Here is a 13,139-nt window from a genome sequence, read left to right on the forward strand (position 1 = left end):
GGTTCTCCGTTCCGGTGGGCGACACCGCGGGCGCGGTGTCCGGTTCGAGGGGCCGGCGGGCGTCCCGGCGCGTCAGCCGGGGACGGCCGCGGACCCGGTGGTCGGGTCGGGCATCCACGGCGCGGGGCCGCCGTGCAGGAGCCGCAGCAGGAAGGAGACCGCGCCGGCCACACCGGTCCTGGCGTCCGGGCGTACCGACGTGCCCGACTCGTCGGGGACGAGCAGGAGTTCGTCCCGGACCACGGCACGCAGACGCAGGACCGAGGCGAGGTCCCCGGCCCAGCTCCGGTAGGGGCCGTCGGGTAGCGCGTCGGCGAGGTCGAGGAGGAAGTCCCCGTCACCGGCGATCCCGTGGCAGGCGGCGGTCGACGCCGTCCAGCGGGCGGCGTGCACCGCCGCACCCGCCTGCTCGGCGAGGCGGAGGTGGGTGTCGTCGCCCGTCGCGCGCCACAGGCGCAGCAGGAAGGTGCCGACGCCCGTCGAGCCGGAGCACCAGTGGTACAGCAGGCCGCTGCCGGGCTCGTGGTCCAGGTCGGCCCGCCACCGGGCGCCCCAGGGGCCCCGCTCGGCCTCGGCGACCAGCGTGGCGCCCGCGGCGGCGGCCAGATCCGCGTAGTCCTGGTTGCCGGTCGCCTCCGCGGCCCCGAGCAGGAAGGAGGCCACGCCCGCGACGCCGTGCGCGAACCCGAGGTGCCGGGCGCCGGCGAGGGCGGAGTCGAAGTCCGCGGGCACCGGCCACACGATCCGGCCGCGCACGGTCTCGGCGCACCCCGCCAGTCCGTCCGCGCACGTGACGATCCGGTCGAGGAAGGCGGGCTCGTGTGTGGCCTGCCAGAAGCGCAGTTGAGCCATTCCCGCGCCGGCGGCGCCGTGGCACACGTCGGGGTTGGGCCACCGTACGGGCACGGCCAGCGCGAGGTCCGCCGCCCGCCGCGCCATCGCGGGGTCGCCGAGGCGTCGGGCGGCGTCGTGCAGCGCCCAGGCCGTGCCGGCGCGGCCGAAGAAGAGGCCGGGGAGCAGACGCGGTACGGACTCGCGTCGTTCGTCGGTCCACTGCGCCAACCAGCGGTGGGCGGCGTGCAGTTCGTCCCCGCCGAGGAGTTCGGTCGCCCGGCCCAGGACGGCCAGTACACCCGCAGAGCCGTGCTGGACCGCGCACGGGTCCGTCGTGTCGCCGAAGGGGCCCGCCTTCCAGAGGCGTCGGCCGGTCGGCGCACCGGACGGCGGGGCGGCCCGGCCGTCGACCGCGGCAGGGGGTCGCAGCGCACGCGTCAGGTGGGTGAGGCCGTCGTCCACGAGCCTGCGCAGGTCGCCGTCCGGTACGGGCCCCGGGGAGGCGGCGGGGAGGACCCGGCGGGCGGGCCCGGTCGCGGGGCCGACGCCACGGTCGGGTGCGCCGCCCGATGTCCGGTCGGCCAGGAAGGCGGCGAACCGCTCCATGGTCCAGCGGTGTTCGGGCACCTCCGCCGTGAGGCCGAGGATCGCCGGTTCGAGCCGCTGGGCGGCCGGTCGCTCCGGCCGTATCAGCGCCAGCAGTTCGCCGACGCGCCGCGCCGGAGAGCGCTCCGGGCGGTCGTCCCGCGCGGCGGGCGGCAGCACTCCGGTGGTCAGGTGGCAGAGGACGGCGCCGAGGGAGTACAGGTCGGCGGCGGGGCCGTGGGCCGGACCGGAGCGCGGACCCGCGCACTGTTCGGGAGCGGCGAAGCCCGGCGTGTGGGCCCGGTACGTCCACGCCCCCGGAACGGTCGCCCATTCGGGGTCGATCAGCCACAGCCGCCCGTCGTCGTCCACCATGATGTTGTTCGGGCTGAAGTCCTGGTGGACGAGGCCGCGACGGTGCACCTCGGCCAGGAGCGCGGCCAGTCGGCCCGCCATCACGACCGCCGTCGCCGGGTCGACGCCGGGTTCGCCGTCCGCGTACCGCCTGCGGACCCACTGGGTCAGTGTCTCGCCGCTGATCAGGCTCTCCACCAGGAAGGCGTGGCCGTCCTTCTCGAACTCGTGGACGACCTCGGGGCAGACGCCCTTCAGCGCGGTGAGCATCGCGGCTTCCCGGCGGAGCAGATCGCGGGCGTCATTGCCGGTCAGCCCTTCGGCGACATGGGCGCGGGCCTGCTTGACGAGCACCTCGGTGCCGGTGTGTTCGTCCAGCGCCCGGTACACACCGCCCCGCGCCGAATGCCGGATCGCCTCCTTCACCACGAACCGGTCGGCCAGCAGCACCGACGAGGGTTCCGCCGGCGCCGCCGACGGACGTCCCGGCGTTCCGGTCAGGGGCAGTTCGGCCCACGCGGGAGGACAGAACCACGGCTTGCGGGGGTCGGTGACAGCGGCTCCACCGGGCTCCCGCAGCCGGGTCTCGAACGAACCGTCGTTGTTCAGGACCGGCACGCCCCGGAAGGCTCCGTAGCGGTAGTGCACCAGACTGCCCGCGCGCAGCGGGCGGTCGGAGAGGATCGCGGGGCCCGGCAGCCCGGCGGTCGCCGCGTCGAGCCGGCCGGCGAGGTCGCGGAAGTGGTCGTCGTCGTCGGGGTAGGCGGTGAGGAACTTGCCGCACTGCGCGCGGTCGTAGGAGGCCGATGTCATCTCCTCGACGAGTTCGAGGCTCCGGGCGAATTTGAACGCGCACCCGCCCGCCGCCAGGACCCGCGCGGCGCGGTCCAGGACATGGGGCGCGGACAGCGCGGTCGCCGAGACGTGGAGTTTCCATCCCTGGATCCGCGCCGGGGCCGAGGGCGGGGCCACCCGGCACCACACCTCGTCCTCGTCGAACGTCCAACCGGACGCGCCGAGATCGTCGAGCACGGCACGCACCAGCGGCCGCAAGGAGAGGGACGGCACGGAATGACCTCCTGGCTCCGGTTCGGCGGTCCCGGCGGGGAGGCGGGCCGCGCCGTCCCACAGTGCCTCCTGGTCCGGGAGGCCAGCATTGGGGAAACCCCTACACCGGGCCGGGGCCCGTTCTCCGGGCGGACGGCACTCCTCCGGGGAGGAGGATCTATTGCTGCTCCGCGAAAGTTCGTGGAGGGGCGTTCGACTGGTCAGGCCGGAGTGTCGAGGTAGAGGTCTCCGGCGCAGGTGACGCAGTCTTCGGGGCTCCCGGCAGGCAGACCAGAGGGGAGGAAGTTGTCCTCGTACTTGCCGGTGCTGGCGAGGTGGAGCGCGAAGCCCCAGGTGTGTAGGACGCCGGTGAAGCGCAGGCGGCACAGCGGGACGGGTTCGTCCTTGTCCTTCAACTGGGCTTCCACGTAAGCAGATCCGGCGCGGAAGCAGACCTCGACGGAGGCGACCTGGGGCCAGCGGGCCGTAGCGTGGGCGCTCAGTCTATTACGCAGGTGGCGCTGCATGGACTCGGGCGGGTTCTTGGACACGCCCCCATCGTGCCGTCTCGGCCAGCGGTCCGCATGATCTTCCTCCGTGGATGGGAACAAGCAGGTCAGCGGCGCCCCCGGGGCGGTGGCGGTGGAACTTTCAGCCGAGGTTCGGACGCCGCTGGAGCGGACCGCGACCTCCGCGAAGGCGAGCGTGCGAGACGCGCTGCGGGCCAGGATCGTACTGGCCGCCGCGGAGGGCGACTCGAACGCGGAGATCGCCCGGTCCCTGCCCGCCTCCATCAACACGGTCCGCAAATGGCGGGACCGCTTCGCCTTGCACGGACTCGCGGGCCTGGCCGACGCCGACCGCTCCGGGCGTCCGCGCCGCTACGGCGACCTGGTCCGCATCGCGGTCGTGGCGGCAGCCACCAGCGAAGTCCCCAACGGCGCGGTCACCTGGACGCACGCCGTGATCGCCGAACGCGTCGCGGCCACTGTTCTTGCCCCGGTCTCTGCGGCCTGGGCCGGACGCGTCCTGGCCGACCTCGACCTCAAGCCACACAAGGTCACCGGCTGGCTCACCCGTCGCGACACCCCCGAATTCTGGGAATGCGCCCGCGACATCTGCGAGTTGTACCGCAACCCGCCCCACGGCGCGGTCGTGCTGTCCATCGATGAGAAGACGGCCATCGCCGCCCGCGCCCGCAAACACCCCACCCGCCGAGCCACCCCCGGACGAGCGGCGCGACGCGAGTTCGAGTACGTCCGCCACGGCACCGCCTCCCTGATCGCGGCCCTGGACGTGCGAAGCGGCGAGGTACTGACCGAGGTCATCCCCCGCAACGATGCGGCCACCTTCACCGCCTTCCTCAACCGCCTCGACGCCGTGATCGCACCCGGCACCGAGATCCACGTCGTGCTGGACAACGGCTCCTCGCACACCGCGAAGCACACCAAACGCTGGCTGGCCGACCACCCGCGCTGGCACGCGCACTTCACCCCGCCCCACGCCTCCTGGCTCAACCAGGTCGAACTCGTCTTCTCCGCCCTGACCCGCCGCGTCCTGCGTCACGGCGACTTCGCCGACCGCGACGACCTCATCGACAAGATGGACGCCTACATGATCAAGCGCAACGAGACCGCCCGGCCCTTCAAGTGGACCTACGCCGCCAGCCCACTCCAAGCAGCCTGAACACCCCTCCACGAACTTTCGCGGACTAGGCGGTTTGGATCTGCTCGCGCAGGATGTCCGCGTGGCCGCAGTGCTGGGCCAGTTCGCGCAGCATGTGGAGGTAGATCCAGCGCATCGGCAGCGGGCCGCGCCGGTTTCCCCGCACGACATCGTCCAGCGACAGCTCCGCGGCGGCCTTCCGCGACGCCTCGCAGGCTTCCCTGTAGGCGAGCTGGACCGAGGCTACGGTATCGCCGTAGTCCAGGTCGAAGGACTCGTCGGGCGTGTCCGGTATACCGATCTCGGCACGCGGCCGGCAGGCGATCGCCTCGTCGAACCAGACCTTCTCCACGAACGTGACGTGCTTGACGAGCCCCAGCAGCGTGGTCTTCGACGCCACCAGCGACCGCCGGGCCTGCTCCTCGGTCAGCCCGTCCAGACTGGCGTGGAGAGCGGCCCGGTGCTCATCGAGGAACGTCTCGAACTGCTCGCGCAGCGGGGCAGGGAAGGTAGCGGGGTCGGTGGTCGCTCGGAAGTCCATGACTGCAGACCCTAGTGCTGCACCGTAAGTTCGTGGAGGGGAACGCACCCCCGCAGAGGCAAGTAGACGTCCCGGTAGCGACTACCGACCGTGGCCATAGACCCTCCACGAACTAACGCGACGTAGCACTAGGATCCTCGGCATGGCGAATCGCAAGGTGCTGCGGCGGGCGCGGAAGGTCCTGGGCGAAGAACCCGTGGCCCTGGTCTGGTGCGAGATCCACCGGCCCATCCCCACACCGCCCAAGGACGTTCACCGGGCGGCGGGCAAGGGGCGTCTCACCTCCCGCCATCACTGGTTGTGGTACGTCGGGGCCGTCGTGTTCTTCTTCATGTTCGTGCCGATGTTCCTGATCGACAGACTCGGCCGCAAGCCGGATCGGTCGCCGTCGGCACGCGGCGGCGGTCGGACCGGACAGTCACCGGCTCCGCCCGACGCCGGGCCCTCCCCTCTCGGTAGCACCCCGGAGGGCGAGCGGGGGAAGGGTCCGGGCGCCGGTGTCTTCGACGGGGACTGGAGCCTGACCGCGGGCCAGTTGCTGCTGCGCTGGTACAGCCAGTCGCCCAACCCCAAGCGCCTGGTCCTGCTGGGCCGTGACCGCGTCTGCGTGGCCGCCTCCCCTCGCCGCCGGCTCTCGCCGACGAGGGCCGACGACTTCCGGACCGTCGCGGAGTTCGGCCTCGACCAGGCCCGTATCGAGGGCGAGGCGGGCCAGCCGCGCGGGTACGCCACCTTCCGGCTCCGCTTCGCCGACGGTTCCTGGCTGGAGGTGGGCCGACTGGCCGAGCCGGAAGACGCCGATCACTTTCTGCGCGCGGTCAGCGGCTGATCACCTCTTCCGGCCCGACACGGCCCGGCGCGGCCGCTCAGAGACCGGAGTCCCGCGCCGAACTCTCTTCCCGCTCGGCGGAGTTCCGGCGGACGCGCAGCGCTACGAGCCGCCGTTCGAGTCCTTCAGAGCCGCCGCGAGCGAGGCGATGGCCGCGGGGTTACGCGGGCTCTCCACCAGGTCCACATAGTCGAGGACGACGATCCGGTCGTTCTTGACGGCCGAGACGTTCGCCAGCGGAGGATACGACATGAGGAACTTCCGCTTCTGGTCCGCGCTGGTGTCTCCGTAGTTGTTGATGACGATCACCTCGGGGTCACGCTCGACGACCGTCTCCCAACCCACCGTCGTCCAGGTGTCCTTGAGGTCCTTCATGACGTGATCGCCGCCCGCCCTGGTGATGATGTCGTGCGGCCCGGCATAGGCACCGGAGGTGAAGGGCTTGTCCCTGCCGTCGTCGTAGAGGAACACCCTCGGCCGGTCAGCGCCCTTCGGGGCGTTCGCCTCCGCTTCGGCCACCTGCTTCCGGAACCCTGCGACGAGGGTTTCGGCGCGCTTCTCGACATCGAATATCCGGCCCAGGTTGCGCAGATCGGTGTAGAGCGCTTCGAGCGGCGGCATCACCCCTCGTGCCTTCCCCTGCCCGTTGCGGCACGACTCGCTCAGCAGGTACGAGCCGATCCCCACCTTCTCCAGCTCCGCCGGGGTGAATCCGTCCCCCTCGCTGAAGCCGTAGCTCCAGCCCGCGAAGACCAGATCGGCACGGGCGTCGAGGACCAGTTCCTTGTTGATCCGCTCCTTGGAGAGCCAGGTGGTCTTCCGGTAGCCGTCCTTCCAGGGGACGGATGTCGGATCGCCCTTGTCCTCGGGCATCACATAGCCCGCCATGTGGTCCTCAAGGCCGAGGGCGAACATGATCTCGGTTATTCCGACGTCGTTGGTGACCACGCGCCGCGGTGCCTTGTCGTAGGTCTTCTTCTCACCGCAGTTCTCGACGGTCACCGGATAGTGGCCGCCGACCGCGCTCGCGGTCCCGTTCTCCTTCCCGCCCGGCGGGGTGACCTCGGCGCCGCAGCCGCTGAGAACCATGGCGGCGGTGCTGAGTGCGAGCCCGAGGGCGGCGGGGCGTACCAGGTGGGGCATGGTGAAGGTGACTCCTTGTGGATCGGTCAGCGGACAGCGGAACGAGACGGATCAGGAAGGGGAACGGGCGGGGAGGAGGCGGTCGAAGAGAAGCTGCACCGCGCCGGTCTCCGGGTGGGGCACCCGGTGCGCGCGGACGCCGAAGACATCGGCCAGCACCTCCGCCGTGAGTACGTCGTGCGGAGCGCCGGACGCGACGACGCGGCCACCGTCGATGACATGGAGGAGGTCGCAGTGGAGCGCGGCGAGGTTGAGGTCGTGCAACGCCGTGAGCACGGTCAGTCCGCTGTCGCGTACCAGAGCCAGCACTTCCAGCTGCTGGGCGATGTCCAGGTGGTTGGTGGGCTCGTCCAGCACCAGTACCCGCGGCTGCTGGGCCAGGGCGCGGGCGATCAGGACCCGTTGTTTCTCGCCGCCGGAGAGCGTCAGGAAGCCACGGTCCGCGAGATGGCCCGCCCCGACCTCCGCCAGCGCCGCCGCGCAGATCCGCCGGTCCTCCCCGGTCGTACGTGCCACCGCCCGCTGGTGCGGCGTCCGCCCCATCGCCACGATCTCGGCGACGGTGAAATCGAATTCGTACGTCGCCTCCTGCGGGAGCGCGGCCAGCCGTTCGGCGCTTTCACGCGGGCTCATGGCGTAGAGGTCCTCACCACCGATCCTGACCGTTCCGGCGGAGGGACGCAGCGCCCGGTACACGCAGCGCAACAGGGTGGACTTCCCACTGCCGTTGGGCCCCACCAGGCCGACCATCTGACCCGTACCGGCCCGCAGTGTGATCTCCTCCACCAGACGCGCCCCGGCGATCTCGACCGTCAGTTCGTCGATGTCGATCCGCATCAGGCGCCTCCGAAGGTGTAGGAGCGGCGGCGCATCAGCAGGACGAAACACGGCACGCCGATCATCGCCGTCAGTACGCCCACCGGGAGTTCGGCGGGCGCGAGCAGCACGCGGGAGAGGATGTCCACCCAGATCAGCAGGACGGCCCCCACCAGCGGCGCCACGGCCAGCAGCCGGCGGTGATCCGCGCCCACCAGCATCCGCACGGCGTGCGGGACCATCAGGCCGACGAAGCCGATCGCGCCGCTCACCGCGACCAGCGCCCCCGTGACCGCGGCGGACACCAGGAACAGCTCCTTGCGGAGCCTCCGCGTGTCGACCCCGAGGGCGGCGGCGGTCTCGTCGCCCATCGCCAGGGCGTTGAGACGGCGCGCCGACCATACGAGGTGGGCGAGGCCACCGACCACGGCGCCCGCGGCGATCGGCACGGAGGACCAGGTGGCGCCCCCGAGACTGCCGAGCATCCACATCATCGCGGAGCGCGCGGCGTCGCCCCGCTCGGCGGCGAACACCATGAACGTCGTGACGGCCGAGAAGCCGTAGTACATCGCCGTGCCCGTCAGGACGAGTCTCAGCGGGGTCAGGCCACGGGCGCTGCGGGCGATCAGGTACACCAGCGTCATGGCGGCGAGCGCGGAGAGGAAGGACGCCGTGGACAGGGCCCAGATACCGAGGCTGCCGAGGGCCCCGAAGATGAGTACGGCGTTCGCCCCGACCGCCGCGCCCGAGGAGATGCCGAGGACGAACGGGTCGGCCAGGGCGTTGCGGACCATGGCCTGCACCGCGACGCCGATGGCCGCCAGGCCGGCCCCGACGACCGCGGCCAGCACGGCGCGCGGAAAGCGCAACTCCCAGACGATGGTGTACCCGGGGACCTGATCGGGGGCCAGGGTCCCGCCGGTCAGGCCGGCCCACAGGTAGCGCAGCACCGCTCCCCAGGACAGCCCGGAGGCCCCGATTCCGGCGCCGCAGACAAGTGAGAGCGGAAGCAGGACACCCAGGGCGATCAGCAGCAGCGGCAGCGGAACACGGCGGGGAGGGGCGGGCCCGCCACCGGCGCGGGCCGTGCGCGAGGGGGTGGCGGGGACGCGTTCGACGGGCGTGACCACGGGCGGATCGCTTTCGCCTCGGGCCGTGCACCTGAGCGACCCGAGGTGCGGCCCGGACGCCGGGCGTCCCGCGCACGCCTCTTCGCAGTCCACGGCGAATTGACAGGAGCTGTCACCGCCGCGGGTAATCGGGCTCGCGCAGCCGTGGGACGGCTCCGCCTACCGTTGCGGGTCAGCGCCGGAATTCGACCGGACTTCCCCCGCGGGGCCTCTGCAGCTTAGCGGTACGGACCGACGTCCCGGCGGGGAGGACCGGGTCGGCGCATCGCCGCGCCGCTCGGCCCGCGTGCGCGGGCCCGGCCGCCGGGAGGCGTCCGCGCCCGCCGTGGAGGGTGCGGGGCGGGGCCGCCCGGACCTGTCCGTTTCGGCCGGTACCCTTCCGTGGTGACGCAACACCCCGTCTCGGACGAGCGCCGGCCCCCGAACCCGGGGCCCAAGGCCGCTGCCCGCAACCGGGCGGCTCTGGTGGCCGCCGCCCGGGAGATCTACGCGCGGTACGGTCTGGACGCTCCGCTGTCCGCGATCGCGCGTCGGGCCGGGGTGGGGCAGGGCGTGCTGTACCGGCATTTTCCCGACCGGGCCGCCGTGGCGGCCGCGGTCCTGGAGGAGAACGTCCAGCAGGTCGAGCAGGCGGCAGCGGCCCCTGGCGCGACCCCGGCAGGTGTCCTCGGTGTGCTGACCTGGCACCTGACGGAATCGGCGGCATTCATCGGCCTCCTGCACACCGACGGCGCGGTCAGCTCCAGCACCCTCGCCCATGCCCTGGCTCTGTCCGAGCGGGTGGAGCGTGCCCTGCGCGGGCATCCGCCGGAGGGCGGGCGGCTGCGGTCGTCGGGCGACCTCATGCTCGCGGTGGCCATGGTCTCCGGCGCCGTGACCGGCCCCACCCGCGAGGAGCGGGAGCGCCGAGCGCTGGCGGCGTGGCGGCTGCTCGGCGTCGAGGTGGGGCCGGTCCGGCCCTTCGACGGGTGAACGCGGGCGGTGTCAGCCGCCGTTGGACTGGCGGATGCCTTCCGCCAGGGCGTCGAAGGTGTACAGGTAGCCGCCGGCGGGACCGCTGACGGTCAGATACGCCTTGGTCCCGCCGGGCGTGATCGCCACGTTGGTCGCCGACTCGAGTCCTGTAGCGCTGCCGGGGACCTCGATGGTCGCCAGACGCTCGCCGTGCTGGTTGTAGACGATCATCGCGGCCCGGCCGTGCAGTGCCTGGTAGAGGTTGCCGTCCGCGTCCACGGCGATCGAGTCGGTCTGGGCGATTCCGCCGTCGACGCGGATGGCGGTGTGCCGCGAGGCGACGCCTCCGGCTCCGTCGAGGCGGAGGTAGGAGATCCGGTTCTCGGTGAGTTCGCTGATCCACAGCCCTCGGTAGTCCACGTCGAACGAGATTCCGTTCGTCGCGGCCAGCCCGTCGGCCAGGACGGTGGCCTTGTCGCCGTCGCGGTCGATCCGTACCACGCGGCCGTGCGCCTCGCCCTCGGACAGGCCGCGTGAGTCGCTGACGTACAGGTTGCCCTGCTGGTCGAAAGCGAGGTCGTCGGGGTTCATCCGCGCTCCGTCGACCTCGCCGGAGAAGAAGGTGCGCGCGTCGCCGCCGCCGGGGGCCAGGCTCACGATCTCGCCGTGGGCGTAGTCGGTCAGGTAGAGCCGTCCGTCGTGCGGGCTGAACTGGGCGGAGGTGTAGGCGCCCCGTCCGTCGGTGTGGAGCGCGCTCGACGTCTTCTTCTCGACGTCGACGCGGATCACCTTCGGCTTGCCCGCGGGCGCGGTCACGTCGACGACGAGCAGTCTGCCCTTCTTGTCGAAGGTCGGGCCCTCCAGCAGGGTCATCCCGGTCTCGTCGTGCACCGTCGTCAGCCGCATGACCTTCCGGGCCGTGATGGTCCTGTCCTGGCCGGGCGCGGCCGTCCTGTCACCGGGGTCACGTGTTTCCGTACCGCAGCCGGTGAGGGTCAGCGCGCCGATCGTGGCGAGCACGGCGAGGGATCGGATCGGGAGTCGTCGCACGGGGGTCACTCTTCCTGTCTGCGGGCTGTGCCCGCGGCTACGGACGCGTGGGGGCGCGAGGGGGCGCAACTGTCCGGCCGGTGCCCGCACCCGGGGAGGAACGTGCCCTGGCCGGATACCGCCACGCACCCGCCCCGCAACCGGACACCATTGTCCGGTAGTTGCTACGGTAGCGGATGGCCGCTCACCCACGGAGCGGCCCGCACGACATGCGCGACAACAGGATCGAGGCCCCCACGTGACGACGCCGCAAGTCCCGACCCCCGACGACATGGCAGCGCTGAGGCAGCGGTACCGCCTCGAACGGGAGCGGCGGGTCCGGCCCGACGGCGCCCGCCAGTACCTGGGCACCGACGCCGAGTTCGGCTACTACGCCGCCGATCCGTACGCGGGAGAGGTGCCCGACCGCGAGCCGCTGACCGACACCGTCGATGTCGCCGTGATCGGCGGCGGTTTCGGTGGTCTTCTCACCGGGGCGCGGATGCGGCAGCAGGGCGTGGAGCGCGTCCGGATCGTCGAGAAGGGCGGCGACTTCGGGGGCACCTGGTACTGGAACCGGTACCCGGGCATCCACTGCGACATCGAGTCGCACGTCTACCTGCCGATGCTCGACGAGACCGGTTACGTGCCGGAGTGGAAGTACTCTCCCGGCGAGGAGATCCGCCGGCACGCGGTGCGGATCGCGGAGCGGTTCGACCTCTACTCGGAGGCCCTGTTCTCCACTGCGGTCACCTCGCTGACCTGGGACGGGGCATCCGAGACATGGATCGTGGCCACCGACCGCGGCGACGCGTTCCGGGCCACGTACGTCGTCACCGCCACCGGCACCCTCTCCGAACCGAAGCTCCCCGGGATACCCGGCATCGAGGACTTCGAGGGACACACCTTCCACACCTCACGGTGGGACTACGCCTACACCGGCGGCACCCCGGACGGCGGCATGACGGGCCTCTCGCACAAGCGCGTGGGCGTCGTCGGGACCGGCGCCACCGGCATCCAGGTCATCCCGATGCTGGCCGAGGACGCCGAACACGTCTACGTCTTCCAGCGCACCCCCTCCACCGTGGACGTGCGCGCCAACCGCCGCACCTCCCCCGGCGACGTCGGCGCCGACCACGACGGCTGGGCCCGCGAGCGCCGCGACAACTATCTGCGCGTCGTCTCCGGCGAGACGTTCGAGGAGGACCTCGTGGCGGACCAGTGGACCGCTTCGGCCGGTCTGCTGGAGAAGCTCCTGCCGAGCTTCCGGCGCCAGGGGGACAGGGCGGAGTTCGAGACCGCCTACGAAACCGCCGACGCCGTCAAGATGAACGAACTGCGCACCCGCGTCGAGCAGTCCGTCGCCGACCCGGAGACGGCGGAGAAGCTCAAGCCGTGGTACCGGTACGCCTGCAAGCGCCCCACCTTCTCCGACAAGTACTACCCGGCGTTCAACCGTGACAACGTCACCCTGGTCGACACCGCGGACACCCACGGCATCGAGCGCGTCACGGCACACGGCGTCGTGGTCGGCGACACCACCTACGAACTCGACTGCCTGATCTTCGCCACCGGTTTCTCCGTCGGGACCTCCGGCGTCCACTCCGGCAAGCTTCCCGTTCACGGACGGGACGGCATCCAACTGCTGCACGCCTGGGCGCGACGGGGACCGCGCACGCTGCACGGCTTCACCAGCAACGGCTTCCCGAACCTGATCCAGATGGGATCCCTGCAGAACGCCAGCAGCGTCAACTTCACGCACATCCTGGACGAGCAGGCCGTCCACGCCGCGGCTCTCGTCGCGGCGGCCGAGGCCAAGGGCGCCCTCGTCGAGCCGTCCCCCGAGGGCGAGGACGCCTGGATCGCCGTGCTGGCCGAGGACGCCCCCGACCACGAGTGGTTCCACGCCGAGTGCACCCCCGGCTACTACAACGCCGAGGGGCGCGGCCGGCCGAACGGCCCGATCGCCTACCCGCACGGCGCGTACGCGTTCCATGAACTCCTGCGGCGCTGGCGCGCGGAGTCCATGAGCGAGATCCTCCAGCCCCGGAATGCCGCTCAGTCCTGAGACTCGATCCCCGGGACTCACTCCCCGGACTCACTCCCCCGACCCACTCCTGAGAACCCGTCACGGAGAACCCGTCACGGGGAAGCGGCGGGGATGGGCGGGGCGGCGGTGACGACGGGGCGGCAAGGTGCGCGGTCCTGCGGG

11 protein-coding genes and 1 riboswitch are annotated in these 13,139 nt (G+C 71.8%); of the genes, 4 read left to right on the plus strand and 7 right to left on the minus strand.

Annotation, left to right across the window (positions count from 1 at the left end; translation table 11 throughout):
* Positions 1–72: 72 nt before the first annotated feature.
* Positions 73–2,841 carry a class IV lanthionine synthetase LanL gene (lanL, locus tag ACFY6S_RS02400; protein ID WP_388829680.1) on the minus strand — a complete coding sequence of 923 codons (2,769 nt, stop codon included), beginning with the start codon at positions 2,839–2,841 and terminating at the stop codon, positions 73–75.
* A gap of 200 nt (positions 2,842–3,041) precedes the next feature.
* Positions 3,042–3,371 carry a hypothetical protein gene (locus tag ACFY6S_RS02405; protein ID WP_388829684.1) on the minus strand — a complete coding sequence of 110 codons (330 nt, stop codon included), beginning with the start codon at positions 3,369–3,371 and terminating at the stop codon, positions 3,042–3,044.
* Positions 3,372–3,417: 46 nt separating this feature from the next.
* Here ACFY6S_RS02405 and ACFY6S_RS02410 point away from each other — a divergent pair, with 46 nt between their 5' ends.
* Positions 3,418–4,506: an IS630 family transposase gene (locus ACFY6S_RS02410; protein ID WP_388829687.1), complete on the plus strand. Its 1,089-nt coding sequence runs from the start codon at positions 3,418–3,420 to the stop codon at positions 4,504–4,506.
* A 25-nt stretch (positions 4,507–4,531) separates the two neighbouring features.
* Here the strand turns inward: ACFY6S_RS02410 and ACFY6S_RS02415 are convergent, their stop codons facing one another.
* Positions 4,532–5,026, minus strand: coding sequence for a DinB family protein (locus tag ACFY6S_RS02415; protein ID WP_388829690.1), 495 nt, complete (start codon positions 5,024–5,026; stop codon positions 4,532–4,534).
* Positions 5,027–5,168: 142 nt separating this feature from the next.
* Here ACFY6S_RS02415 and ACFY6S_RS02420 point away from each other — a divergent pair, with 142 nt between their 5' ends.
* Positions 5,169–5,855, plus strand: coding sequence for a hypothetical protein (locus ACFY6S_RS02420; RefSeq protein WP_388829692.1), 687 nt, complete (start codon positions 5,169–5,171; stop codon positions 5,853–5,855).
* A gap of 102 nt (positions 5,856–5,957) precedes the next feature.
* Here ACFY6S_RS02420 and ACFY6S_RS02425 read toward each other — a convergent pair whose 3' ends face one another.
* Genes ACFY6S_RS02425 through ACFY6S_RS02435 form a run of 3 tightly spaced genes read right to left on the minus strand, consistent with a single transcriptional unit; the run spans position 5,958 to position 8,944 of the window.
* Positions 5,958–6,998, minus strand: coding sequence for an ABC transporter substrate-binding protein (locus ACFY6S_RS02425; RefSeq protein WP_388829695.1), 1,041 nt, complete (start codon positions 6,996–6,998; stop codon positions 5,958–5,960).
* A 51-nt stretch (positions 6,999–7,049) separates the two neighbouring features.
* Positions 7,050–7,835, minus strand: coding sequence for an ABC transporter ATP-binding protein (locus tag ACFY6S_RS02430; RefSeq protein WP_388829698.1), 786 nt, complete (start codon positions 7,833–7,835; stop codon positions 7,050–7,052).
* Complete coding sequence (locus tag ACFY6S_RS02435; protein ID WP_388829701.1) at positions 7,835–8,944, minus strand: FecCD family ABC transporter permease; 1,110 nt, start codon at positions 8,942–8,944, stop codon at positions 7,835–7,837. The genes ACFY6S_RS02430 and ACFY6S_RS02435 overlap by 1 nt, the downstream gene beginning before the upstream one ends.
* Positions 8,945–9,066: 122 nt before the next feature.
* Positions 9,067–9,145: riboswitch (cobalamin riboswitch) on the minus strand.
* 183 nt (positions 9,146–9,328) lie between these two features.
* On the opposite strand from ACFY6S_RS02435, the gene ACFY6S_RS02440 reads away from it, so the two are divergent.
* Positions 9,329–9,916, plus strand: coding sequence for a TetR/AcrR family transcriptional regulator (locus ACFY6S_RS02440; protein WP_388829704.1), 588 nt, complete (start codon positions 9,329–9,331; stop codon positions 9,914–9,916).
* Between the two features lie 12 nt (positions 9,917–9,928).
* Here ACFY6S_RS02440 and ACFY6S_RS02445 read toward each other — a convergent pair whose 3' ends face one another.
* On the minus strand, positions 9,929–10,948 hold the full coding sequence (locus ACFY6S_RS02445; RefSeq protein WP_388829707.1) for an SMP-30/gluconolactonase/LRE family protein: 1,020 nt from the start codon (positions 10,946–10,948) through the stop codon (positions 9,929–9,931).
* A gap of 271 nt (positions 10,949–11,219) precedes the next feature.
* Between ACFY6S_RS02445 and ACFY6S_RS02450 the strand changes: the two genes are divergently transcribed.
* The gene (locus ACFY6S_RS02450; RefSeq protein ID WP_388829709.1) at positions 11,220–12,995 is read left to right on the plus strand and encodes a flavin-containing monooxygenase; all 1,776 of its coding nucleotides are present in this window, start codon (positions 11,220–11,222) and stop codon (positions 12,993–12,995) included.
* The last annotated feature ends 144 nt before the right edge of the window (positions 12,996–13,139 follow it).

The sequence above is a fragment of the Streptomyces sp. NPDC012835 genome (genome assembly GCF_042900885.1).
Classification (GTDB): domain Bacteria; phylum Actinomycetota; class Actinomycetes; order Streptomycetales; family Streptomycetaceae; genus Streptomyces.